The following is a 22,889-nucleotide window of genomic DNA, read 5'->3' as shown; positions in this document are numbered from 1 at the left end:
GTCATCCCGGCCCTTTTCGTCCTCCGGGATGATTGAATCGTTTGTTGTATCGCGGCTGGTTATGATCTCAGTCCTGTCCGGAGGAGGCTTCGTCGTTCTCGAACATCGTCATCGGCTGGCCGGGCATGATGGTCGAGATGGCGTGCTTGTAGACGAGCTGGGAATGGCCGTCGCGACGCAGGAGAACGCAGAAATTGTCAAAGGATGTCACAACACCGGTGAGCTTCACGCCGTTGATCAGGAAGATCGTCAGCGAAATCTTCTGCTTTCTTACGGTGTTGAGGAAGAGATCCTGCAGGTTCTGAGAACGTTCCGCCATGGCGCCGCTTCTTTCTTTCTTGCCGGTGCTTTGCGACCGGTGTGATTATTGTTTGGTAACTGATCAGCGCAGGGAAAATGCCCCTCGTCCCTTCGCCGAAAAAACGTGGTATCAAATCACCGTCTTCTCCGCAACGTCGAAAAAGGTCGAACGGATGCGCTCGGCCATGGCGCCGGGATGGCCGTTTCCGATCGGCTGGCCGTCGACTTCGACGATCGGAAAACAGATACTGGTGGCGGCGGTGATGAAGACCTCGCGCGCGGTGAGCATTTCCTCGCGGGAAAATTCTCGCTCCTCGACGCGGATGCCAAGCTTTTCGGTCACGTCCATCAAGCCGGTACGGGTAATTCCGCGAAGGATGCCGTGTTCTGCGGGTCGGGTGACAAGCACCCCATCCTTGTCGACGATCCAGACATTGGTCGCCGCCCCTTCCGTCACCATACCGCGCGAATCGACATAGATCGCTTCCTGCGCACCCTTCTCCTTGGCCGCCTGACGGGCCATGGCATTTGGCAAAAGGCCGACAGTCTTGATGTCGACGCGATCCCAACGGTTGTCCGGCAGAGTGATTGCCTTCAGTCCCGTCTCGTTCTTCTTCGCGATGACAGAGGGATCGGTGATCTTGGCTGTGATCACCAGGCTCGGCGGCGTGTCGGCTGAGGGGTAGACATGGTCGCGCCGGGCCACACCGCGCGTCACCTGGAGATAGAAGAGACCATTCTTCACACGATTGCGGCGTGCCACTTCACGGATGACCTGGGTCAGGGCCGCGCGGCTCATCGGGGTCTTCATCTGGAGTTCGGACAACGAACGGTCAAGGCGATCGAGATGCCGGGTGAGATCGACGATCACACCATGGCGGATTTCGCAGACCTCGTAGACCCCATCGGCGAATTGGTAGCCGCGATCCTCGATGTGCACCGCCGCGTCGGCATGAGGCAGGTAACGGCCATTGACATAGGCGATGCGTGGCATGGGATTGGGACCTTCAGAAATACTGGATCGAAACGCGGAAGAGCTGCTCGACATGGCGCACGGCGTCGGCGGCTGCGAACATGACCACGCGATCCTTGGCCTTGATTTTGGTTTCACCATCCGGGCGGATCACGGTCTTGTCGCGCAGGATTGCGCCCACGCGCAGGCCGGGCGGAAGCTCGAGTTCACGGAAAGGTTTGCCGACGAGCGGCGAGGTCTCAAGCGCCTCGGCCTCAATCACCTCGGCCTTGCCCTTCTGGACCGCATAGACGGCGCGGATACGGCCCTTGCGCACATGTTGGAGTACGCGCGAGATCGTCACGGCACGCGGGTTGATATGGGCATCGATGCCGATCGAGGTGGCCAGATCATGAAAGGACGGGCTGTTGATCAGCGCCATACCCGACTTGCAGCCCAGGCGCTTGGCCATGGCGGCACTCAGGATGTTCGTCTGGTCATTGTTGGTGAGCGTCACCATCAGGTCGGCATCCTGGATGTCGGCCTGCTGAAGGATGTTCTGGTCGAGCGCCGATCCGTGCAGCACAATGCCGTCCTGCAGCTGATCGGATACGGATAGCGCGCGCTCGCGGTCGTTCTCGATGATCTTCAGACGCGTCTTTGGCTGCATCTGCTCGATGGACTTGGCGACGTAGTAGCCGATGTTACCGCCACCGGCGATGACGATACGAGCGGCTTCCTGTTCCTCATGGCCGAAGAGGCCAAGGGTTCGACGGGCATGGTCCCGCTGGCAGATGACATAGGCGAGGTCGCCTACCTGCAGGTGGTCCTGCGAGCGAACGACATGCAGGCGGCCATTGCGCCAGATGGCGCAGACGGTGGCCATGAGATCGGGAAAGAGTTCACTCAGCTGATTGAGTGGCGTGTCGACAACAGGGCAGTCTTCCATGCACTCGATGGCGAGCATCGCAATATGGTCGTCGGCGAAACGGACGATATCGGTGGCGCCGGGGAAGGAAATCCGGCGCAGGACCATCTTGCCGACCTCGATCTCGGGCGAGATCGTGACGTCGATCGGCAGATTATCGCGACTGAACAGATCCGAGTATTCGGGACGCAAATAGTTTTGCGAGCGAATACGGGCAATCTTGGTCGGCACGTTGAAGAGCGAATGCGCGACCTGGCAGGCCGTCATGTTGATCTCGTCATAAAGCGTGACGGCGATCAGCATTTCTGCCTGGTCGGCACCTGCGCGCGCCAGCACGTCCGGATGGGCGCCGTGCCCGACATAACCGCTGACATCGAGCGTCTCGGTGATGTGCGAGACGAGCGACGCCGAAGTGTCGATTACCGAGACGTCGTTGCCTTCCTGGGAGAGGCGTTCGGCGATACCGTAACCGACCTGGCCCGCGCCGCAGATGATGACTTTCATGGCAAGCTTCCTGCCCCAGGTTCGCGTCTACCGGATTCGTTTCGCCCGCTTATACGCCAAGCGATTTCAGTTTGCGATGGAGGGCCGAGCGTTCCATGCCGACGAATTCCGCGGTCCGTGAAATATTGCCGCCAAAGCGGTTGATCTGGGCAATCAGATAGTCACGTTCGAACATCTCGCGCGCTTCGCGCAACGGCAGGGTCATGATGTGGGTATCATTGCGCGCGGACACCTTCGGCAGCATGTCGGAGAGATCCTGCGGCAGCATTTCGGCGCTGATCGGCGAGTCGGGACTGTCGCCCTGCGCCAGAATCATCAACCGCTCGATGTTGTTGCGCAGCTGGCGGATATTGCCCGGCCAGTCATTGGCCTGCAGAACCGCCATCGCGTCGTCGCCGATCTTGCGCTGGCGGATGCCGGCCTGCTCGGAAACCTGACGCATGAACATGTCGACGAGGAAGGGGATATCCTCGCGGCGCTCGGCAAGTGCCGGCACCTTGACCGGGACCACGGCCAGACGATGGAACAGATCCTCGCGGAACCGGCCTTCGGCAATCAGGCTTTCCAGATTGTAGGCGCTCGACGAGATGATGCGCACATCGACCTTGACGCGCTTGGATCCGCCGACACGCTCGAACTGCTGTTCGACGAGCACGCGCAGGATCTTGTTCTGCGTCTCGCGTGGCATTTCGCCGATTTCATCAAGATAGAGAATACCGCGATGGGCCTCTTCAAGCGCACCGATCCGGCGCGGTTGGCCCGGCGTGCCCTCGGTGCCGAACAGTGCCATCTCCATGCGATCAGGCGTGATCGCCGCCGCGTTCAGCGAAATGAACGGTCCGCCCGAGCGGGCCGAGCGCTTGTGAATCATGCGTGCGACGAGTTCCTTGCCCGAACCGGAAGGGCCGAAGATCATGATGCGGCTGTTGGTCGGCGCAATCTTTTCGATCGTCTGGCGCAATTGCGAGACGGCGACTGAAGTACCGATCAGTTCGATCGCGTCACCCGTGCGGCGCTTCAATTCGGAGACCTCGCGTTTCAGCTTGGAGTTCTCCAGCGCGCGCTCGGCGATCAGGATCAGGCGGTCGGCCTTGAAGGGCTTCTCTATGAAGTCGAAGGCGCCCCGCTTGATGGCGGAGACGGCGGTTTCGATGTTGCCGTGGCCGGAGATCATCACGACCGGCAGTTCCGGATGGCGGGTCTTGATCTCGTCGAGCAGCGACAGGCCGTCGAGGCGGCTGCCCTGCATCCAGATATCGAGGAAGACCAGCCGTGGCACGCGATCCGAAATGGCGGCCAGCGCGCTATCGGCGTCATGCGCCGTCCGGGTTTCATGCCCTTCGTCGCTCAGAATGCCGGAGACGATCTCGCGAATGTCTTCTTCGTCGTCGACTACGAGAATATCAGAGGCCATGGACCTTTTCCTTATCGCTTTCAGTCTCGATGGCGGCAGTGTCTGCGCGCGGCAGGATGATGCGGATCATCGCGCCCCTGCCCCGGTCGAAATCGGCCGGTGCGTCGTGCAGCTCTAGCTGCCCGCCATGCTCTTCAATAATCTTCTTCACGATGGCGAGGCCGAGGCCGGTGCCCTTCTCGCGCATCGTCATGTAAGGTTCGAGAATCCGGTGGCGGTTCTCGCTCGGCAGCCCACGGCCGTTGTCGATGACATCGACAATGAACCGGTCCTGGTCACCGTCGAAGGCGGACCTGACGAGGATCTTGCCGCCCTCGCCAAGTTCGTCCTTCGGCACGGCTTCGATCGCTTCCACGGCGTTCTTGACGATGTTGCCGACCGCCTGCGCCAGCATGCGTGCATCAAAGTTTCCTTCGAGCGGCTCATCGCCGAAATCACGCTGGAATTCGATTTCAGCACTGCCTATTTCGCGCAGGAAGACGGCGTCCGTCAGGATTTCGCGCAGGTCGGAACGCTGCTTCGTCGGCTTCGGCATGCGGGCAAAGGCCGAGAACTCGTCGACCATGCGGCCGATGTCTTCGACCTGGCGGACGATGGTATCGGTGCACTGGTTGAAGACGGCCTTGTCATCCTCGGCAATCTGCTTGCCGTAACGACGCTTGAGGCGTTCGGCCGACAGCTGGATCGGTGTCAGCGGGTTCTTGATTTCATGTGCGATACGCCGGGCAACGTCGGCCCAGGCGGTCGAACGCTGGGCCACGACCAGATCGGTGATTTCGTCGAGGGTGATGACATAGGAATCAACCGAGCCGCGTGTCTCCTCGCGCGTGACCTGCACATTGAGCGTCCGCTCCTTGCCGCCGCGGATCATGTTGATCTGCTCGCGGTAACCACCGCGATGGCGGACGGCTGCTTCTGCGAGAACACGATCCACTTCTGGCGCCACCAGGGCGAGTTTCTGTCCGATCAACTGCTCGGCCGGCAATGCCAGGAAATACTCGGCCGATGGGTTGACGATGGTGATGATGCCATCGTCCTCGACGCCGATGACGGCGGCCGTGACACCGGACAATACGGCCTCGATGAAGCGGCGACGGTCGTCGACCTCGTCCTTGGCCTCAAGGATCTCGTCACGCTGCGAGCGGATCTGCGAGACCATCTTGTTGAAGGTCCGCGACAGGCTGCCGACGTCGCCATCGGCGGCGCGTACCGGCACGATGACGTTGAGGTTCCCCGAGGCGATGCTGTCGGCCGCGCCGATCAACAGCCGGATCGGTCTTACGATCCGGTCGGCAACCGCGATTGCCGTCCAGATCGCTGCGAGCAGAACGATCAGCGCAAAGCCGAGATAGAGAATGGCAAAAGCGATCTGCAGCGTCGTTCGGCCATCTTCCATCGACTGGTATTCGGCGGTGTTCTCCTCCATCAAGCGCATGGCCTGCATGACCTTCGGATCGACGGCGCGTATCGTATAGAGGAAGGTGCCGGAGATACTGTCCAGCTTGATGATGGCGCCGACGAGGTTCGTGATGCCAGGCGGGATCAGCGTCGGCTGGCCGGAAGCAGCGCTGCCAAGGGCATCGCGCGGAATGGCCGGAAGTGGCTTGTCCGTATCGATATCTGCCTGGCTGATTGCCGATCCGTCCTCGCGCACCAGAAAGGCGCCCAGCATGCCGCGGCCCCGGGCCTGACGCGTCATCAGATCCACGAAGCCCTGGCGATCAAGATAGAAGAGGGAGCGATTGCGCTCCAGATCGTTGGCCATCGAGATCGTCTGACCCTGCAGATAGCTTGCGCTTTCCAACATATAGGCCTGGGCGACATTCATCGACGAGGAGACGATCGACTGCGTTCTGATCGAAAACCAACGGTCGAGACCGACATTAAGGGTGATTGACGCGAAAATCGCGACCAGGATCGCCGGCGTGATCGCGATGATCGAGAACAGGGCGACGATTCGAACGTGCAGACGCGCAGCGGCACGGCCTCGGTTGCGCGCCTTGAAGAGACGCATCACTTCGCGCCCGATCAGGAACATAAGCCCGACGATAAACAGCGAATTGATGACGGCAGAAGCAACGAGGACCTCTGAGGTCGGCTCGATCGACGTGAGGCCCAGCAAAATCGGCAAGGTCAGAGACGCACACAGGAGCGCGCCGCCAGCCAATAAAAGGCCCGGCAGTGCGAAGGATGCGCGCCGATCTTGCGCTAGCGCGCTGTCGACGTCCGCTGCGGAGGCAGTCCTCACGCGTGCCATCATCTTCCCCCGGATCCGCGTAACCGGATCTCGTTAATGCGGCGATCTCTCGATCGCGGCAAATTGTATGCTGCAAAACTCCGACGAACCTGGCTCACGCCAACAGCGGGTCAGGCCACGAAGCAACGTGGCTTTTGAGCAACGCATTGTGGCGAAATTGCAACGGCGGCTTGGGCCTTGTCAAGCCGAGCGGGAACTGCGGTAAACCGACACACCGAGTTCGCGGATCTTCTTGCGCAGCGTGTTGCGGTTCAGGCCGAGCAGATCGGCCGCCTTGATCTGATTGCCACGGGTGGCGGTCAGGGCGGCGAGGATCAGCGGATACTCCATCTCGGTCAGAACGCGGTCGTATAGACCTGAGGGCGGAAGCGCATCGCCGAAGGATGCGAAATAGGTCCGCATGTTTTCTTCGACAGCCTGGGAGATCGTCATCGTGCCCGAGGGCATCCCGACTTTGGCGATCGGGCTGTCGGCGACATCAGCGCGCAGTTCCTGCTCGACGATTTCACGGGCAATCACGTCCTGTGGGTAGAGCGCCATCAGGCGGCGTACCACGTTCTCCAGCTCGCGCACGTTGCCGGGCCAGGCATAGGCCTTCATCACCTCCAGCGCCTCGTGGTCGAAACGCTTGGAATCGAGGCCTTCTTTTTCGCCCTGCTGGATGAAATGTCGGACCAGATCGGGGATATCTTCGGCGCGATCGCGAAGCGGCGGCAGGCGAAGCGGCACGACATTCAGTCGGTAATACAGGTCTTCGCGGAAGAGCCCCTGATTGATCGACTGTTTCAGGTCCTTGTTGGTTGCCGCGACGATACGGACATCAGTGCGTATCGGGGTGCGGCCGCCAACGGTCGTGTACTCGCCCTGCTGCAGCACGCGGAGCAGACGGGTCTGTGCATCCATCGGCATATCACCGATTTCATCGAGGAAGAGCGTGCCGCCTTCGGCCTGTTCGAACCGTCCGGTGGAACGGTTCTGCGCGCCGGTGAAGGCGCCCTTCTCGTGGCCGAAGAGCTCCGATTCGATCAGGTCCCGCGGGATGGCCGCCATATTGATGGCGACGAAAGGACCGTTCCGGCGCTTGCCGTAGTCGTGCAGTGCCTTGGCGACCAGCTCCTTGCCGGTACCCGATTCGCCGGTGATCATCAGCGTCAGGTCCGTCTGCATCAGACGCGCAAGTACGCGGTATATTTCCTGCATGGCTGCCGAACGACCGACCAGCGGCATGCCATCCTGCGTGTCGTCGTCGAGACGGGCGGGTCGCTTTTTCGGTTCCGACAGCGCGCGACCGATGATGGCGATCAGTTCGGTGAGATCGAAGGGCTTGGGCAGGTAATCATAGGCGCCCTTCTCGGACGCCTTGATCGCGGTCATGAAGGTGTTCTGGGCGCTCATGACCAGCACCGGCAGATCCGGCCGCGCCTTCTTGATGCGCGGCAAAAGATCGAAAGCGTTTTCGTCGGGCATGATGACATCGGTGACAACGAGGTCGCCCTCGCCCGCAGAAATCCAGCGCCAAAGGGTCGCCGCATTGGAGGTGATCCTGACATCGTAACCCGCGCGGCTCAGCGCCTGGTTCAGGACCGTGCGGATCGCAGCATCGTCATCTGCAACAAGGATCGTCGCTGTCATCAGTTCGTTCCCGTGGATTTTGGCAAAGGCGCATCTTCGAGCGCCGTCTCTTTCGACATGGGCATCAGGACCCGGAAGGTGGTACGGCTCGCCTGGCTGTCACATTCGACGATCCCGCCATGGGCACCGATGATCTTGGCGACGAGCGCCAGACCGAGACCCGAGCCATTCGTCTTCGTCGTGATGAAGGGGTCGAAGAGATGCGGGAGCAGGTCGGATGGCACGCCGGGGCCATTGTCATGGACGCAGAATTCGAGCGGCAGGGAGATCTTTTCGCGGGAGCCGGCGACCGAGAGGCGAATGCCGGGGCGATAGGCCGTTGTCAGCTGGATTTCGCCGTCGGAGCGCTCGCCGATGGCCTCCGATGCATTCTTCACCAGGTTTAGGTAGACCTGCACCAGCTGGTCCCTATTTGCGTAGACCGGCGGCAGCGACGGGTCATAATTCTCGGTGATCCTGATGTTGCGGGCAAAGCCTGCTTTCGCCACCGCCTTCACCTGATCGAGCACCGAATGGATGTTGATCGACTGACGGTCGACCGGCCGCTCGTCGGAAAAGACCTCCATGCGATCGACCAACGAGACGATACGATCCGTCTCGTCGCAGATCAGGCGGGTCAGCGCCCGATCTTCATCGGTGACGGCTGTCTCCAGCAATTGCGCAGCACCGCGGATGCCGGAGAGCGGGTTCTTGATCTCATGCGCCAGCATGGAGGCAAGGCCGGTGACGGATCGGGCCGCTGCGCGATGGGTCAGCTGCCGGTCGATCTTGTCCGCCATCGAGCGTTCCTGGAAAACGACCACGACATTGCCGGGCTGGCTGAGGACCGGTGCCACATAGAGGTCGACGAGCTTTTCCTGGCCGAGACGCGGCGAACTCAAATCGACGCGGTATTCGTTGACCGGCGCGCGGCGTTCGCGCACCTGTTCGATCAGCGACAGCAGCGGACTGCCGAAAGGGATGAATGTCGAAATACGGTAGCGGGCGAGATGGGTGGCGCTCGCGCCAAAAAAGGCCTCGGCCTCCCAGTTGGCGAAAGCGATATGCCCATTGGCATCCACCATCACCACCGGGTTCTGGATGGCGTTGAGCACGGCCATGGCAAGGCCACCGCTCTTGTCATTCGCCGTCATGCGGCCTCCTGTCTGGCGCGTACGCCATCGTTCTCCGAGAGTGCCCGCTGCAAGGCCCCGACAACGAAGCCCTGATCTTTCGATGTCATGATGGATGCCTTCGCCTCCGGTGCGAGACCCGGCGCATGGCGATCGAGATACCAGCCGAGGTGCTTGCGGGCGTGGCGCACGCCGACTTCGGCACCATAGTGATCCAGCATCGCACGATAGTGGTCCACGACGACATCCGACATCTCAGATGCAGCGGGGCCCGCATGACCTGCGAGAACGCCGGCATGCCATGGGCGGCCCTGGCAGCCGCGACCGATCATGACGGCATCGGCGCCGGAGCGGCGCAGGATCTCATGGGCATCCTCGACGGTTTCGACGTCGCCATTGGCGATCAGCGGAATCCGGATGGCGTCACGGACGGCGGCGATCGCATCCCAATTCGCCTTGCCTTCGTAGAACTGCATTCGGGTGCGGCCATGCACGGTAATTAATTGTACGCCGGCGGCTTCGGCGCGTGCAGCAATATCGGGTGCATTGATCGAGGTGTCGTCCCAACCGAGGCGCATCTTGACCGTCACCGGAATCTTCACCGCCTTGACGGTCGCCTCGATCAGAGACAGGGCGTGGTCCGGTTCGCGCATCAGGGCGGAGCCGGCATAACCACCGATCACCTTCTTGGCCGGGCAGCCCATGTTAATGTCGATGATATCGGCGCCATTGGCCTCGGCGATCACAGCGGCTTCGGCAAGCCATTTCGCCTCACGTCCGGCAAGCTGCACCATATGCGGGGTGAGCCCTGCCCCTTTCAGCCGTGACCAGCTTTCGGCTGCGTTGAAGACCAGTTCGCGGCTCGCCACCATTTCGGTGACCACGAGGCCGGCGCCGAAGCGGAAGGCGAGCTGGCGGAACGGCAGGTCCGTGACGCCCGACATCGGCGCAAGCACGACACGGTTCCGAACGGGAACCGGGCCAATGCTGAAGGGCGTGTCCAACGCGACGGAATTCAAATGATTATCTTTCAGGCATAGAGCGCATTTGCACTATTTTTAGCCAGCGTTCTCTGGCTTGCCAAGAGGCAAAGCTCACCGTTCGACAAAAATTCGTGCAAATGCTGGAAAAGCCGATGGCGAGCCGATAGAGCACGGTTGCGAAGAAAATGTGTCATGGACCAGGCGAGGCAATGGAGCAAGAGCGGAGCGGAACAATCGGGATCGTCGTGGTTGCCGCTGGCCGAGGTGAACGCGCCGGCGCTTCCGTCGAAGGGCCGAAGCAATACAGGCGCATTGGCGGCAAACCTGTCATCTGGCATACGCTGAAACGCTTTCTCGACTGGCCCAGGAGCGGCCCTATCGTCCTCGTCATCCACCCGGAGGATCATGGGTTGCTGGAAACCGCCCTTGTCGATCTCTCTTCCCGGGATTCTTTGATCGTGGTCGAGGGCGGCGCCACCCGCCAGGCTTCAGTGCTCAACGGGTTGAAGGCCCTGCACGATCGGGGCGTTCGGCATGTGATGATCCAGGACGGTGTGCGTCCCTTTGTCGACGAGGCTCTTCTGGACCGGATCGCACTCGAACTCGATGCGGGAAAACCGGCCGTGCTGCCCGCCATACCCGTCTCGGACACGATCAAACGGGGCGACACCTCGGGCGTCGTCACAGCCACCGTGCCCCGCAACGATCTTTACGCTGCGCAGACACCACAGAGCTTCCACTACGAGACTATCCTGGCCGCCCACGAGCGCGCCGCGACCGAGCAAGCAGTGGACTTCACCGACGACGCCTCGATCGCCGAATGGGCGGGCATACCTGTCCAGCTCGTCGCGGGCTCGATCGACAATGTCAAACTGACCGTAAAGAAAGATATCGCCATGGCCGACGAGAAACTGAAGGCTAGCGCCCTCCCCGACGTTCGCACTGGAAACGGCTATGATGTGCATCAGCTCGAGCCCGGCGACGGTGTCACGCTCTGCGGCATCTTCATTCCGCATGATCAGAAGTTGAAGGGCCATTCCGATGCCGATGTCGCGCTACATGCCCTGACAGACGCACTGCTTGCCACCTGCGGTGCCGGCGATATCGGTGATCACTTTCCGCCTTCGGACATGCAATGGAAGGGCGCTCCATCGCGCATCTTCCTTGAACACGCAGCAAGGGTCGTGCGCGGTGCCGGCGGCACGATCATGAATGCGGATATTTCGCTAATTGCCGAAGAGCCTAAGATCGGGCCGCATCGTCAGGCGATGCGGGAGAAGCTCGCCGAGATCCTCGACATCTCGCTTGATCGCTGCTCGGTGAAGGCGACGACCAACGAGAAGATCGGCTTTGTCGGCCGTGGGGAAGGCATCGCCGCAATCGCAACGGCAACCGTCGTCTTCCGGGGAGCGGACTGATGGGGATCTATCCGGCGGATATCGAGCAGCAGGCCGCAACGGTCATCGCGGCCTATCGGGATCTCGGCTGGATGATTGCGACGGCCGAATCCTGCACCGGTGGCCTGATCGCCGGTGCGCTGACGGAGATTGCCGGCTCTTCAGCGGTCGTCGATCGTGGCTTCGTCACCTATACGAACCAGGCAAAGATGGAATTGATCGGCGTTTCGAGTGTAACGCTTGCAGCTTTCGGGGCCGTCTCGAAGGAGACAGCATTGCAGATGGCGCAAGGCGCACTGATCCGTTCAGACGCCCATGTGGCGGTCGCCGTGACCGGCATTGCTGGCCCGGGTGGCGGATCGGCTGACAAGCCTGTCGGATCGGTGCATGTGGCGCTTCGGAGCCGCAGCGGGCATATCGATCACCGGGAGATGCGCTACGGCGATATCGGCCGCGATCAGGTGCGGCTCGCAACCGTCAGGACAGCACTCGCCATGCTGGCTGGCGCCGCTCAGACGCCTGCGTAAATCTTGTCGGCGCGCGCCTCGAAGGCTTCCGAAAACATGCGGAAGGCGCGGTCGAACATCGAGCCCATCAGCGCGCCCAGGATGCGGTTCTTGAACTCGTAGTCGATGTAGAAATGAACCGAGCAGGCGCCCTCGCCGGCTTCTTCGAACCGCCAGCGATTATCGAGATACCGAAACGGACCTTCGATGTATTTGACATCGATGGCGCGCTCGGCTGCCGTCAGCAGAACCTGCGTCGTGAAGGTCTCGCGGATCGCCTTGTAGCCCACGGTCATGTCGGCGAGCAGCAGTTCCTTGCCGTCGCGTTCGCGGCGCGAGCGAATGGTTAGCGCTTCGCAGAGCGGCAAAAATTCCGGGTAGCGCTCAACGTCGGCGACGAGGGCATACATACGTTCGGGTGAGTGCTTGACGAGGCGGCGGGTTTCAAACTGTGGCATGCCAGCGACTTAATGAGGAAGCCCGGCAAGATCAAGCAGGTGCGCCATTTCGCCGTGGGATTTGAGGGTGACTACGGGCACGTTCGGACCGTGACGCTCGATTTCCTGGATGATGCGGGGCGAGAAGCGGCGCTCGAAGTGCCAGATGTAGGAAACGAATTCGCGGTCCGGCCATTTCTCGACACAGCCATCGGCCATGTCGGGCCGGTGCTTGCCGACAAACTTCGCCGCCCGGCGATAAACACCAAGCAGACAACGCCAACGCGGCAACCGCACCCAGATAACAAGATCGGTGCGATGCAGGCGGATGTCGAAGCTCGAGGGATTGGTGCCGTCAAGGATCCATCGCTCGCGACCGACGATGTCGGATATGATGGCGCGCTGCTCGGCTCTCGGGCGCTGTACCCATGCGGGAAGCCAGAAGACTTCGCGATCCATCGAGTGGTTGGGGAGATCGAGTGCGGCGGCGAGCTTGCGGGACAATGTGGACTTGCCGCCGCCGGAGCAGCCGATGACCATGATCCGCCGCGCCTGACGCAATTGCGCGGCTCCATCTTCCAACGATTTAGTGAACATCATCACAACCACACACTCCTTGCGTGTGGTTGCTTTAGCGCCGTCTCACTTCGTTTGGAAGTTTGGAGACGTCTTCAGACCTTTGCCACCAACTTCTCCCGCGCTGCCTTCAGCCTTGCAAAGTCATCGCCGGCATGGTGCGACGAGCGGGTCAGCGGGCTCGACGAGACCATCAGGAAGCCCTTGGTATAGGCGATGTCCTCGTAGGACTTGAATTCTTCCGGCGTGACGAAGCGCTCGACCTTATGATGCTTGCGGGTCGGCTGGAGATACTGGCCGATGGTCAGGAAGTCGACGTCGGCGGAACGCAGGTCGTCCATCAGCTGCAGGACTTCATTCCGCTCTTCACCGAGGCCCACCATGATGCCCGACTTGGTGAACATGGTCGGGTCGAGTTCCTTCACCCGCTGCAGAAGACGGACGGAGTGGAAATAACGGGCACCCGGGCGAACCGTTAGATAGTTGCCGGGAACGGTTTCCATGTTGTGGTTGAAGACGTCGGGCTTGGCGGCGACAACGCGCTCAAGGGCACCGGGCTTCTTGAGGAAGTCAGGCGTGAGGATTTCGATCGTGGTCTCGGGTGATGCTTCGCGGATGGCCCAGATCACCTTTTCGAAGTGTTCGGCGCCGCCATCGGCGAGATCGTCACGGTCGACGGAGGTGATGACAACGTGTTGCAACCCCATTTGGCGGACGGCCTTGGCGACATTGGCCGGCTCATCGAGATCGAGCGGGTTCGGTTTTCCGGTCGCGACGTTGCAGAAGGCGCAGGCGCGGGTGCAGATCTCGCCCATGATCATAAAGGTCGCGTGCTTCTTGTCCCAGCACTCGCCGATATTCGGGCAGCCAGCTTCCTCGCAGACCGTTACCAGCTTGTGGGAACGCACGAGCTCGCGGGTCTCGTGATAGCCCTTCGAGGTCGGTGCCTTGACGCGGATCCATTCCGGCTTGCGCAGCACTTCGGTGTCGGGCTTGTGGGCCTTTTCCGGATGGCGGATGCGCTTCTCGTCTGCAGGCACCAGGGGTGCCGCATTCGAAAGATTGGTCCTGTCGAGAATGGTGACCATAATCAAACCCTATGTGCCGCCTGACGCGGCCTTTCTGGTTATCGCCGGACGAGCCGGGCGACGAAAAGGAGGATGCTTGCGCCGACAAAGCTGGTGATCAGATAGCCCAGCCAGTCACCTTCGACAAAAATGCCAAGGCGGCGGAATATGGCAGCTGCGATCGCGGCACCGACGATGCCGATCACGATGTTCATGAAGACGCCGAAGCGCATATCCATGAGCTTGCCGGCAAGCCAGCCTGCGAGACCGCCGAAAAATATCGTCGCGATGATGCCGACTTCGAAACCAGCCATGTCGAGCCCCTTTCGGACCATTCAGTTGGAACCTGCCGCCCATATAGGCGGCAAGGCCCCGTTTCACAACCTGACTTTAGGCGTTGAGGACGCGACCATAGGCGTCGAGGACGCTTTCCTTCATCATTTCGGAGAGCGTCGGGTGCGGGAAGATCGTATGCATCAGCTCCTCTTCCGTCGTCTCGAGGTTCATCGCGACAACGAAGCCCTGGATGAGTTCGGTTACTTCCGCACCGACCATATGGGCGCCGATGAGTTCGCCGGTCTTCTTGTCGAAGATCGTCTTGATCATGCCCTGGTCTTCGCCAAGCGCGATCGCCTTGCCATTGGCGGCGAAGGAATAGCGGCCGACGCGGATGTCGCGGCCCTGTTCTTTCGCCTTGGCTTCCGTCAGACCGACCGAGGCGACCTGCGGGTTGCAATAGGTGCAGCCCGGGATCTTGGCCTTGTCCATCGGATGAACGTTCGGCAGACCAGCGATCTTCTCGATGCAGATGACACCTTCATGCTCGGCCTTGTGGGCGAGCATCGGCGGGCCGGCGACGTCGCCGATCGCGTAAAGGCCCGGCACATTGGTCTTGCCATAGCCGTCGATGACGATGCAGCCGCGATCGGTCTTCACGCCGAGCGCTTCGAGGCCGAGGTTCTCGATATTGCCCTGAACGCCGACGGCGGAGATCAGGCGGTCAGCGGTGATCGTCTGAACCTTGCCATCCTTGGTTTCGACATGGGCGGTGATCGAGTTTGCGCCCTTTTCGACCTTGGAGACCTTGGCTTCGGTGATGATCTTCAGGCCGCGCTTTTCCAGCTGCTTGCGGGCGAAGGTGGAGATTTCCACGTCCTCGACCGGCATGATGTTGGCCATCAGCTCGACAACGGTAACGTCAACGCCCATGGAGCGGTAGAAGGAGGCGAATTCGATCCCGATCGCGCCCGAGCCCATGACGACGAGAGACTTCGGCATGAAGTCCGGCTTCATCGCCTCGAAATAGGTCCAGATCAGCTTGCCATCCGGCTCGATGCCGGGCAGTGCGCGCGGCCGCGCGCCGGTCGCAACGATGATGTGCTTGGCGGTGTAGGTGCCCTCGCCCTTGACGCCCTTCGGAATCGGGTTCTGCGGCTCGACGACGGGCTTGGTCATCTTGCCGACGACGACTTCGCCTGGCTTCGTCAGCTTGGCTTCACCCCAGATCACGTCGATCTTGTTCTTCTTCATCAGGAAGGCGACGCCGCCGTTCAGACGGGCCGAGACGCCGCGCGAGCGGGCGACCACGTCCTTGACGTCGGCGGTCATCGTGCCGTTGAGCGTCAGACCATAAGACTTGGCGTGATTGGCGTGGTCGAGGATTTCGGCCGAGCGGAGCAGCGCCTTGGTGGGGATACAACCCCAGTTGAGGCAGATGCCACCCAGATGTTCGCGCTCGACGATCGCGGTTTTCAGGCCGAGCTGGGCGGCACGGATGGCAGTGACGTAACCGCCGGGGCCGGAGCCGATGATAATGACGTCGTAAGCATTCGACATGGGGCTTCCACTCCTCGGTTTCCTCAGAGCCTCCGTTTTCACGGAGGCCCGTTTCGGGACTGGAAGCGAAACCCTCAGGCTGCGGGTGTCTCGGCTTCCGGTTCGTGACGAACCAGCATCCCGTAGATTTCATCCTTGAGCTGCATCCGCTTCTTGCGCATTTCCACGATGTGGAAGTCGTCTGCAGGCTCGATATCGGTCTCGGCGCGGTGGATGGCCCGGTTCACCTCGTGATAGGCTTCGAACAATCTCGCGAAATGGCCATCCGTTTCTTTCAGATGACGCATCAGCGCAACGTGTTCCGGGAATTCCACTGCCAGTTCGTGCGGTGTGTTCGACATGATCCCATCTCCTCTGTCGGGGTTGATGGGTTCAAGTTAGACGCAGCGCACAAGACCTCCTTGATTTTGATCAACGCGGCCCGTCAGAGGATGCAGGCCACGGCATTTTTCAAAGTCCGAGCATCATGCGGACGATCGGCTCGAGGCCGCGTCCGATGGCACGGGTGTGTTCAGCGTCGAGATGGATTCCGTCGAGCGGCGTGGTTTCTGCGACCGATCCTGCATCGAAGAAGGCGCATCCGGCCTCGTCCGCCGCGTCGCGATACATGCTGGCAAGCATCGCACCTTCTTCCACCGAGTGGTTGAACATGGCGCCGAAGACCGAATTGGCCGTTTCGCGGATCGCCGGCGGCGCGACGATCAGGATTTCGGGCTCGTCGAACTCGAAACCCCAGTCGTGCTTCTGAACCTGCTTGACGAGACGCTTCACACCGCTGGTCGCGCCGATGGCCGTGCCCTGAATACCACGCTTGAGGTCATTCGTTCCCAGCATGATAACAACGAGATCGATCGGCTTGTGCGTCGCGAGAAGCGTCGGCAGCACCTTCGTACCGTTGCGCTCGCAATCACCGAGATGATCGTCATAGGCGGTGGTGCGGCCGTTCAAGCCTTCGGCGATCACCCGGACACCATGGCCGAGCGCCTTCTGCAAGACACTCGTCCAGCGGTCTTCATAGGCATGCCGACCCAGATTTACCGGGTCGTATCCCCATGTCAGGCTATCGCCATAGGCGAGAACGGTCTTCATCTCAACCGCCCCCAGATCAGACCAACATGCCCATCGGATTTTCGATGTAGCGCTTGAAAGCACCGAGCAGTTCGGCACCGAGCGCGCCATCGACGCAACGATGGTCGGTCGAGAGCGTCACCGTCATGACGTTCGCCACCTTCATCTCGCCCTTCTTCACCACGACCCGCTCTTCGCCGGCGCCGACCGCAAGGATCGTCGCATGCGGCGGGTTGACCACGGCCGAGAAGCTCTTCACGCCCATCATGCCCATGTTGGACACGGCAGTCGTACCGCCCTGGTATTCTTCGGGCTTCAGCTTGCGGTCCTTGGCGCGCTTGCCGAGGTCCTTCATCTCGTTGGAGATGGTGGACAGGCTCTTCTCCTCGGCCTTGCGAATGATCGGTGTGATCAGGCCGCCGGGGATCGAGACAGCCACGCCGACATCGGCATGCTTGTGCTTGACCATGTTGGTGTCGGTCCAGGAGACGTTGGCATCCGGCACGTCGCGCAGTGCGAGAGCCAGCGCCTTGATCACCATGTCATTGACCGAGAGCTTGTAGGCCGGCTTGCCGTCCTTTTCAGGTGCAGCAGCATTGAGCTGGGCACGAAGCGCCATAAGGGCATCCAGTTCGCAATCCACGGACACGTAGAAATGCGGAATGGTCTGCTTCGATTCCTGCAGGCGCTTGGCGATCGTCTTGCGCATGCCGTCATGCGGCACGAGCTCGTAGGAGCCTTCGGCGAAGTTCTTGAGAACGGCTTCTTCCGACGCACCCTTGGCCATAACCGGGGAAGGCGCGGCCGTCGAAGCAGCTGCTGCCGGAGCGGCCTTGGCACCACCGGTGCTGACGGCCTTTTCGACGTCGCTCTTGACCACGCGGCCCTTCGGACCTGAACCCGATACGGCCTTCAGGTCGAGACCGGCTTCCTTGGCGAGGCGACGCGCGAGCGGCGAAGCAAAGACGCGCTCACCGGTCGAGGCAGCAGGTGCAGCCGATGCGGCTGCGGGAGCCGGCGCTGCAGCTGGTGCCGCGGCAGGTGCAGGTTCTGCTTCCGCCTTAGGGGCAATAGCCGCCTCAGCCTTCGGGGCGGTCGAACCGCCACCGGCAGCAGCGGCTGCGACGTCTTCGCCTTCCTCGGCAAGGATCGCGATGAGCGCATTGACCTTCACAGCCTCTGTGCCGGCGGGAACGACGATCTTGGCAACGACGCCTTCATCGACGGCTTCCACTTCCATGGTCGCCTTGTCGGTTTCGATCTCGGCGATGACATCGCCGGACTTGACCTTGTCGCCTTCCTTGACCAGCCACTTGGCCAGATTGCCCTCTTCCATCGTCGGAGACAGGGCCGGCATGGTGATATTGATCGGCATGACCTTGCCCCCTTACTTGTAGCAGACGGTTTTGACCGCCTGAACGACTTCGGCAACGCTCGGCAGCGCCAGCTTTTCAAGGTTGGCCGCATAAGGCATCGGCACATCCTTGCCGGCGATCGTCAGGATCGGCGCATCGAGATAGTCGAAGGCCTGCTGCATGACGCGGGTCGCAATTTCGGTGCCGACGGAGGACTGCGGATAGCCTTCCTCGACGGTCACCAGGCGGCCGGTCTTCTTGACGGATTCGATGACGGTCGGCAGATCCATCGGACGGATGGTTCTGAGGTCGATCAGCTCGACGTCGATGCCTTCCTTCGCCAGTTCCTCGACGGCCTTGACCGAGTAGGTCATACCGATGCCGAAGGAGACGATGGTCGCGTCCTTGCCGGTCTTGTGAATGCGTGCCTTGCCGATCGGCAGGACGAAGTCATCCATCTTCGGCACTTCGAAGGAGTGACCGTAGAGGATTTCGTTTTCCAGGAAGATGACCGGGTTCGGATCGCGGATGGCTGCCTTCAGCAGACCCTTGGCGTCGGCTGCCGTGTAGGGCATGACGACCTTGAGGCCCGGGATCTGGCTGTACCAGGCTGCATAGTCCTGGCTGTGCTGGGCGCCGACGCGAGCCGCTGCACCGTTCGGCCCACGGAAGACGATCGGCGCGCCCATCTGGCCACCGGACATGTAGAGCGTCTTGGCAGCCGAGTTGATGATATGGTCGATCGCCTGCATGGCGAAGTTGAAGGTCATGAACTCGACGATCGGCTTCAGGCCGGCCATTGCCGCACCGACGCCGAGGCCGGCAAAGCCATGCTCAGTGATCGGGGTGTCGACAACGCGCTTGGCGCCGAATTCCTGCAGCAGCCCCTGCGTGATCTTGTAGGCGCCCTGATATTCGGCGACTTCCTCACCCATGATGAAGACGTCAGGGTTGGCGCGCATTTCCTCGGCCATGGCTTCGCGCAGCGCTTCACGCACCGTCATCGTCACCATTTCGGTCCCGGCCGGAACGTCCGGATCGGAGGCCACTTCGACCTTTGGAGCGGCCGGAACCTTGTTGTCTGCGGAGGATGCAGGCTCATCTGCAGCGGCGCGAGCCTTGCCGCCAGCGTCACCGGCTGCGGCAGCCGGCGTGTCGGCATCTGCCTTGGACGCGGGCATCGCATCTGCACTTTCACCATCCTGAAGCAGAACGGCGATCGGCGTGTTGACCTTGACGTTCTCGGTACCGGCCGCAATCAGCAGCTTTCCGAGCACGCCCTCGTCAACGGCTTCCACTTCCATGGTCGCCTTGTCGGTCTCGATCTCGGCGATCACGTCGCCGGACTTTACGGTGTCGCCTTCCTGCTTGATCCACTTGGACAGCGTGCCTTCTTCCATTGTCGGAGAAAGGGCGGGCATCAAAATTTCGATCGGCATGGGTTCCCTCCCCGATTACAGAAGAATGTCGGTGTAGAGCTCGGACACATCCGGCTCCGGATCGGCCTGGGCGAAATCGGCACTGTCCGCAACAATGTCGCGCACGTCCTTGTCGATCGCCTTGAGCTGGTCTTCTGAAGCCCAGCCATTCTCGAGGAGACGAGCCTTGACCTGTTCGATCGGATCCTGCTCCGACCGCATCTTCTGCACTTCTTCCTTGGAGCGATACTTCGCCGGGTCGGACATCGAGTGGCCGCGATAGCGATAGGTCAGCATTTCAAGAATGATCGGACCCTTGCCGGAACGGCAATGCTCGAGCGCCTCATCGGCGGCCGCCTTCACCGCGCGCACATCCATACCGTCAACCTGGACGCCGGGGATGCCGAAGCCGGAGCCGCGCAGCGAGTAGTTCGACTGCGCCGTGGCGCGCGCCGTCGACGTGCCCATGGCGTAGCGATTGTTTTCGACGATGTAGATGATCGGCAGCTGCCAGAGGGCAGCCATGTTGAAGCTCTCGTAGACCTGACCCTGGTTTGCAGCCCCGTCGCCGAAATAGGCAACCGCAACATTGTCATTGCCGCGATACTTGTTCGCGAAGGCGAGACCGGTTCCGAGCGAAACCTGCGCGCCCACGATGCCGTGGCCACCATAGAAATGCTTCTCTTTCGAGAACATGTGCATTGAGCCGCCCTTGCCCTTCGACAGGCCGCTGCGGCGACCCGTCAGCTCGGCCATGACGCCGCGCGCGCTGAGGCCCGCTGCCAGCATGTGACCGTGGTCGCGATAGGCGGTGATAACCTGATCACCTTCCTTCTGCGCCATCTGCATGCCGACAACGACCGCTTCCTGGCCGATATAGAGGTGACAGAAGCCGCCGATGAAGCCCATGCCGTAAAGCTGGCCGGCCTTTTCTTCGAAACGGCGGATAAGCAGCATTTCACGATAGGCGTGAAGTTCTTCGTCTGCACCAAATTCAGGCGTGTTTTTTCCGGTGAATTCCTTGCCGGCTGACTTGGCGGAAGACTTCCGACCGTTCGCAGCTGCTGGCTTGCGAGGCGCCATGCATCCCTCCCATGGGTTTATTATAGTCCAAAGTTGGGCACAGAATAGGGAAGAAAGAGCACGGCGGCAATGCCATAAATGCATGGCTATCATTCGCCGCAAGCAACTGTAATGACTAAAAAATTTACGATTAACTGAATTCAGGTTAATCAGAAATAGGTGTTGAAGATTACGATTTCGTCCGGGCGCGACATGTTGAGCTGATAGCGCGCCTTTTCGTCTATGATGTCCTCATCGAGAGAGCCATCACTCAAGAGACTGACATCCTTTTCAAGGACGGTCCGCTGGGCCACGAGCCTATCAAGCTCCGATGCACGCTCTTGCCGGATGCGCTCGAATTCCTGCCCCGCCCTTAGGCCGTAGTCACCATGGATGGAATGGTAGCCGAAATAGGACAGGAAAGCGACGGTAATAGCGGGAAGAATGAGACGGCCGTATTTCTTCTTCTTGTGATGCCTGGTCCACATGCCGACAATGCCCTGAAACGCGAAACTTGTCGCAAGAGTAACCGTCAGATCTTAACCGACCGTTGACCCTAATCGCAGTGCAAAAGAAAAAGCCCGCGCCGGGGAACCGGCACGGGCTTCGAAGGAATTCGACCGAGATCAGCCGCGCAGGATCGAGGCGCCGGCGTAGACGGCCTGCGGCCCCAGTTCTTCCTCGATGCGGATCAACTGGTTGTACTTGGCGGTACGGTCGGAGCGGGCCAGCGAGCCGGTCTTGATCTGACCGCAGTTGGTGGCAACCGCGAGATCGGCGATCGTCGAGTCCTCGGTTTCGCCCGAGCGGTGCGACATGACGGCCGTGTAGGCTGCGCGGTGCGCGGTCGAGACGGCGTCGAGGGTTTCCGACAGCGAACCGATCTGATTGACCTTGACCAGGATGGAGTTGGCCACGCCCATCTTGATGCCGTCGCGCAGACGGGCCGAATTGGTAACGAAGAGGTCGTCGCCGACGAGCTGGATCTTCTTGCCGACCTTGTCGGTCAGTGCCTTCCAGCCGTCCCAGTCGTCTTCGGCCATACCGTCTTCGATCGAAAAGATCGGGTACTTGGCAGCCAGCTCGGCGAGGTATTCGGCCATGGCTTCCGGCTCAAGCGTGCGGCCTTCACCTTCCAGAACGTATTTGCCGTCCTTGAAGAATTCGGTTGAGGCACAATCGAGCGCGATATGCATGTCTTCGCCCGGACGATAGCCGGCCTTTTCGATCGACTTCATGATGAAATCGAGAGCGGCAGGAGCAGATGCCAGACCCGGGGCGAAGCCGCCCTCGTCACCGACATTGGTGTTGTGACCGTCGGCGGCAAGCTGCTTCTTCAACGTGTGGAAGACTTCTGAGCCCATGCGGACTGCATCGCGGATGGTCTCGGCGCCGACCGGAACGATCATGAATTCCTGGAAGTCGATCGGATTGTCTGCATGCGCGCCGCCATTGATGATGTTCATCATCGGGACCGGCAGGACATGGGCGTTCGGGCCGCCAACGTAACGATAGAGCGGCAAGCCAGAGGACTGCGCGGCAGCCTTTGCAACGGCGAGCGATACGCCGAGGATGGCATTGGCGCCGAGGCGCGCCTTGTTCGGCGTGCCGTCGAGCTGGATCATCAGATTGTCGATCTGGATCTGGTTCTCGGCATCGTGACCGCCGATCGCATCGTAGATTTCGCCGTTGACCGCTTCGACCGCCTTTTCGACGCCCTTGCCGAGATAGCGCGAGCCGCCGTCACGCAGCTCGACGGCCTCATGTGCGCCGGTCGATGCGCCCGAGGGAACGGCTGCGCGGCCCATGCTGCCATCTTCGAGATAGACGTCGACTTCGACGGTTGGGTTGCCACGGCTGTCGAGAATCTCGCGGCCGATGATGTCGGTGATGGCTGTCATGTTCGCTCCCTGTAGACGGAAATTGGACAAGGCTCGGTAGGCCGATCGCAAGCCAGAAGCCAGCGGACCCGCCCGTTGAGTCATCCTCTCTTATCCGATGATCGGGAAAATACAATGACGGATAGGACGCGAAACGAATGAAATCTAATCGATTTAAATCACAATGATTGGCGGCGCTTCCAGT

At 60.9% G+C, this 22,889-nt stretch carries 22 protein-coding genes; 2 read left to right on the top strand and 20 right to left on the bottom strand.

The features are described from left to right. Nucleotides 1-67: 67 nt before the first annotated feature. The 8 genes from hfq to dusB all read right to left on the bottom strand — a co-directional run bounded on the left by hfq (nt 68) and on the right by dusB (nt 10,133). A complete protein-coding gene (hfq, locus tag ACQKP1_RS10080) occupies nt 68-319 on the bottom strand; it encodes an RNA chaperone Hfq (RefSeq protein WP_006728386.1) in 252 nt (83 codons plus the stop codon). A gap of 111 nt (nt 320-430) precedes the next feature. Next, complete coding sequence (locus ACQKP1_RS10075) at nt 431-1,294, bottom strand: D-amino-acid transaminase (protein WP_427275116.1); 864 nt, start codon at nt 1,292-1,294, stop codon at nt 431-433. Nucleotides 1,295-1,307: 13 nt separating this feature from the next. Continuing rightward, nucleotides 1,308-2,684 carry a Trk system potassium transporter TrkA gene (gene trkA, locus ACQKP1_RS10070; RefSeq protein WP_203016069.1) on the bottom strand — a complete coding sequence of 459 codons (1,377 nt, stop codon included), beginning with the start codon at nt 2,682-2,684 and terminating at the stop codon, nt 1,308-1,310. A 49-nt stretch (nt 2,685-2,733) separates the two neighbouring features. After that, nucleotides 2,734-4,098 carry a sigma-54-dependent transcriptional regulator gene (locus ACQKP1_RS10065; protein WP_427275115.1) on the bottom strand — a complete coding sequence of 455 codons (1,365 nt, stop codon included), beginning with the start codon at nt 4,096-4,098 and terminating at the stop codon, nt 2,734-2,736. Further along, the gene (locus ACQKP1_RS10060; RefSeq protein ID WP_203016065.1) at nt 4,088-6,355 is read right to left on the bottom strand and encodes a sensor histidine kinase NtrY-like; all 2,268 of its coding nucleotides are present in this window, start codon (nt 6,353-6,355) and stop codon (nt 4,088-4,090) included. The genes ACQKP1_RS10065 and ACQKP1_RS10060 overlap by 11 nt, the downstream gene beginning before the upstream one ends. A gap of 180 nt (nt 6,356-6,535) precedes the next feature. Continuing rightward, nucleotides 6,536-7,987 carry a nitrogen regulation protein NR(I) gene (gene ntrC, locus ACQKP1_RS10055; RefSeq protein ID WP_203016063.1) on the bottom strand — a complete coding sequence of 484 codons (1,452 nt, stop codon included), beginning with the start codon at nt 7,985-7,987 and terminating at the stop codon, nt 6,536-6,538. Next, nucleotides 7,987-9,120: a two-component system sensor histidine kinase NtrB gene (locus ACQKP1_RS10050; RefSeq protein WP_427275114.1), complete on the bottom strand. Its 1,134-nt coding sequence runs from the start codon at nt 9,118-9,120 to the stop codon at nt 7,987-7,989. The genes ntrC and ACQKP1_RS10050 overlap by 1 nt, the downstream gene beginning before the upstream one ends. Continuing rightward, nucleotides 9,117-10,133: a tRNA dihydrouridine synthase DusB gene (dusB, locus tag ACQKP1_RS10045; protein ID WP_427276433.1), complete on the bottom strand. Its 1,017-nt coding sequence runs from the start codon at nt 10,131-10,133 to the stop codon at nt 9,117-9,119. Before dusB ends, ACQKP1_RS10050 begins: the two co-directional genes overlap by 4 nt. A 158-nt stretch (nt 10,134-10,291) precedes the next feature. Here dusB and ACQKP1_RS10040 point away from each other — a divergent pair, with 158 nt between their 5' ends. Continuing rightward, a complete protein-coding gene (locus ACQKP1_RS10040) occupies nt 10,292-11,500 on the top strand; it encodes a bifunctional 2-C-methyl-D-erythritol 4-phosphate cytidylyltransferase/2-C-methyl-D-erythritol 2,4-cyclodiphosphate synthase (protein WP_427275113.1) in 1,209 nt (402 codons plus the stop codon). Beyond that, complete coding sequence (locus ACQKP1_RS10035; RefSeq protein ID WP_427275112.1) at nt 11,500-12,006, top strand: CinA family protein; 507 nt, start codon at nt 11,500-11,502, stop codon at nt 12,004-12,006. The genes ACQKP1_RS10040 and ACQKP1_RS10035 overlap by 1 nt, the downstream gene beginning before the upstream one ends. Here ACQKP1_RS10035 and ACQKP1_RS10030 read toward each other — a convergent pair. The 12 genes from ACQKP1_RS10030 to eno form a co-directional block, all read right to left on the bottom strand. Next, nucleotides 11,991-12,443, bottom strand: a complete 453-nt coding sequence (locus ACQKP1_RS10030; RefSeq protein WP_006728396.1) for a type II toxin-antitoxin system RatA family toxin — start codon at nt 12,441-12,443, stop codon at nt 11,991-11,993. The two genes, ACQKP1_RS10035 and ACQKP1_RS10030, sit on opposite strands and share 16 nt — an antisense overlap. Nucleotides 12,444-12,452: 9 nt before the next feature. After that, on the bottom strand, nt 12,453-13,022 hold the full coding sequence (locus tag ACQKP1_RS10025) for an AAA family ATPase (protein ID WP_427275111.1): 570 nt from the start codon (nt 13,020-13,022) through the stop codon (nt 12,453-12,455). A 71-nt stretch (nt 13,023-13,093) separates the two neighbouring features. Next, nucleotides 13,094-14,086 (bottom strand): lipoyl synthase, encoded by a 993-nt coding sequence (lipA, locus tag ACQKP1_RS10020; RefSeq protein WP_203016046.1) that lies wholly within the window; start codon nt 14,084-14,086, stop codon nt 13,094-13,096. A gap of 38 nt (nt 14,087-14,124) precedes the next feature. Continuing rightward, complete coding sequence (locus ACQKP1_RS10015) at nt 14,125-14,379, bottom strand: GlsB/YeaQ/YmgE family stress response membrane protein (RefSeq protein ID WP_040300877.1); 255 nt, start codon at nt 14,377-14,379, stop codon at nt 14,125-14,127. A gap of 76 nt (nt 14,380-14,455) precedes the next feature. Continuing rightward, nucleotides 14,456-15,901 (bottom strand): dihydrolipoyl dehydrogenase, encoded by a 1,446-nt coding sequence (lpdA, locus tag ACQKP1_RS10010; RefSeq protein WP_427275110.1) that lies wholly within the window; start codon nt 15,899-15,901, stop codon nt 14,456-14,458. A 74-nt stretch (nt 15,902-15,975) separates the two neighbouring features. Further along, the gene (locus ACQKP1_RS10005; RefSeq protein WP_203016034.1) at nt 15,976-16,242 is read right to left on the bottom strand and encodes a YdcH family protein; all 267 of its coding nucleotides are present in this window, start codon (nt 16,240-16,242) and stop codon (nt 15,976-15,978) included. Between the two features lie 109 nt (nt 16,243-16,351). Next, nucleotides 16,352-16,990: an SGNH/GDSL hydrolase family protein gene (locus ACQKP1_RS10000; RefSeq protein ID WP_427275109.1), complete on the bottom strand. Its 639-nt coding sequence runs from the start codon at nt 16,988-16,990 to the stop codon at nt 16,352-16,354. Nucleotides 16,991-17,006: 16 nt separating this feature from the next. Then, nucleotides 17,007-18,344, bottom strand: a complete 1,338-nt coding sequence (locus ACQKP1_RS09995) for a pyruvate dehydrogenase complex dihydrolipoamide acetyltransferase (protein WP_427275108.1) — start codon at nt 18,342-18,344, stop codon at nt 17,007-17,009. A gap of 12 nt (nt 18,345-18,356) precedes the next feature. After that, complete coding sequence (locus ACQKP1_RS09990) at nt 18,357-19,763, bottom strand: pyruvate dehydrogenase complex E1 component subunit beta (protein WP_427275107.1); 1,407 nt, start codon at nt 19,761-19,763, stop codon at nt 18,357-18,359. 15 nt (nt 19,764-19,778) lie between these two features. After that, complete coding sequence (pdhA, locus tag ACQKP1_RS09985) at nt 19,779-20,825, bottom strand: pyruvate dehydrogenase (acetyl-transferring) E1 component subunit alpha (RefSeq protein ID WP_006728405.1); 1,047 nt, start codon at nt 20,823-20,825, stop codon at nt 19,779-19,781. 149 nt (nt 20,826-20,974) lie between these two features. Further along, entirely contained in the window at nt 20,975-21,292 is a 318-nt protein-coding gene (locus tag ACQKP1_RS09980; RefSeq protein WP_203016026.1) for an FtsB family cell division protein, read from the bottom strand. Nucleotides 21,293-21,430: 138 nt separating this feature from the next. Next, nucleotides 21,431-22,705 carry a phosphopyruvate hydratase gene (eno, locus tag ACQKP1_RS09975; RefSeq protein WP_006728407.1) on the bottom strand — a complete coding sequence of 425 codons (1,275 nt, stop codon included), beginning with the start codon at nt 22,703-22,705 and terminating at the stop codon, nt 21,431-21,433. Nucleotides 22,706-22,889: the final 184 nt, after the last annotated feature.

This window comes from Allorhizobium sp. NPDC080224, from assembly GCF_050281005.1.
GTDB lineage: Bacteria > Pseudomonadota > Alphaproteobacteria > Rhizobiales > Rhizobiaceae > Allorhizobium.
The sequence above is the reverse complement of the archived record's forward strand: the minus strand, read 5'-3'. Positions and strand labels throughout refer to the sequence as shown.

Coding starts and splice junctions, on each gene's coding strand:
- hfq (WP_006728386.1), bottom strand. CDS start 319: ATGGCGGAACGTTCTCAGAACCTGCAGGATCTCTTCCTCAACACCGTA.
- ACQKP1_RS10065 (WP_427275115.1), bottom strand. CDS start 4,098: ATGGCCTCTGATATTCTCGTAGTCGACGACGAAGAAGACATTCGCGAG.
- ACQKP1_RS10030 (WP_006728396.1), bottom strand. CDS start 12,443: ATGCCACAGTTTGAAACCCGCCGCCTCGTCAAGCACTCACCCGAACGT.
- lpdA (WP_427275110.1), bottom strand. CDS start 15,901: ATGTCGAATGCTTACGACGTCATTATCATCGGCTCCGGCCCCGGCGGT.
- ACQKP1_RS10000 (WP_427275109.1), bottom strand. CDS start 16,990: ATGAAGACCGTTCTCGCCTATGGCGATAGCCTGACATGGGGATACGAC.
- ACQKP1_RS10035 (WP_427275112.1), top strand. CDS start 11,500: ATGGGGATCTATCCGGCGGATATCGAGCAGCAGGCCGCAACGGTCATC.
- ACQKP1_RS10025 (WP_427275111.1), bottom strand. CDS start 13,022: ATGATGTTCACTAAATCGTTGGAAGATGGAGCCGCGCAATTGCGTCAG.
- ACQKP1_RS10075 (WP_427275116.1), bottom strand. CDS start 1,294: ATGCCACGCATCGCCTATGTCAATGGCCGTTACCTGCCTCATGCCGAC.
- ACQKP1_RS09990 (WP_427275107.1), bottom strand. CDS start 19,763: ATGCCGATCGAAATTTTGATGCCCGCCCTTTCTCCGACAATGGAAGAA.
- ntrC (WP_203016063.1), bottom strand. CDS start 7,987: ATGACAGCGACGATCCTTGTTGCAGATGACGATGCTGCGATCCGCACG.
- ACQKP1_RS09995 (WP_427275108.1), bottom strand. CDS start 18,344: ATGCCGATCAATATCACCATGCCGGCCCTGTCTCCGACGATGGAAGAG.
- ACQKP1_RS10005 (WP_203016034.1), bottom strand. CDS start 16,242: ATGTCGAACACACCGCACGAACTGGCAGTGGAATTCCCGGAACACGTT.
- lipA (WP_203016046.1), bottom strand. CDS start 14,086: ATGGTCACCATTCTCGACAGGACCAATCTTTCGAATGCGGCACCCCTG.
- ACQKP1_RS10060 (WP_203016065.1), bottom strand. CDS start 6,355: ATGGCACGCGTGAGGACTGCCTCCGCAGCGGACGTCGACAGCGCGCTA.
- ACQKP1_RS10040 (WP_427275113.1), top strand. CDS start 10,292: ATGGAGCAAGAGCGGAGCGGAACAATCGGGATCGTCGTGGTTGCCGCT.
- ACQKP1_RS10050 (WP_427275114.1), bottom strand. CDS start 9,120: ATGACGGCGAATGACAAGAGCGGTGGCCTTGCCATGGCCGTGCTCAAC.
- ACQKP1_RS09980 (WP_203016026.1), bottom strand. CDS start 21,292: ATGTGGACCAGGCATCACAAGAAGAAGAAATACGGCCGTCTCATTCTT.
- eno (WP_006728407.1), bottom strand. CDS start 22,705: ATGACAGCCATCACCGACATCATCGGCCGCGAGATTCTCGACAGCCGT.
- trkA (WP_203016069.1), bottom strand. CDS start 2,684: ATGAAAGTCATCATCTGCGGCGCGGGCCAGGTCGGTTACGGTATCGCC.
- pdhA (WP_006728405.1), bottom strand. CDS start 20,825: ATGGCGCCTCGCAAGCCAGCAGCTGCGAACGGTCGGAAGTCTTCCGCC.
- ACQKP1_RS10015 (WP_040300877.1), bottom strand. CDS start 14,379: ATGGCTGGTTTCGAAGTCGGCATCATCGCGACGATATTTTTCGGCGGT.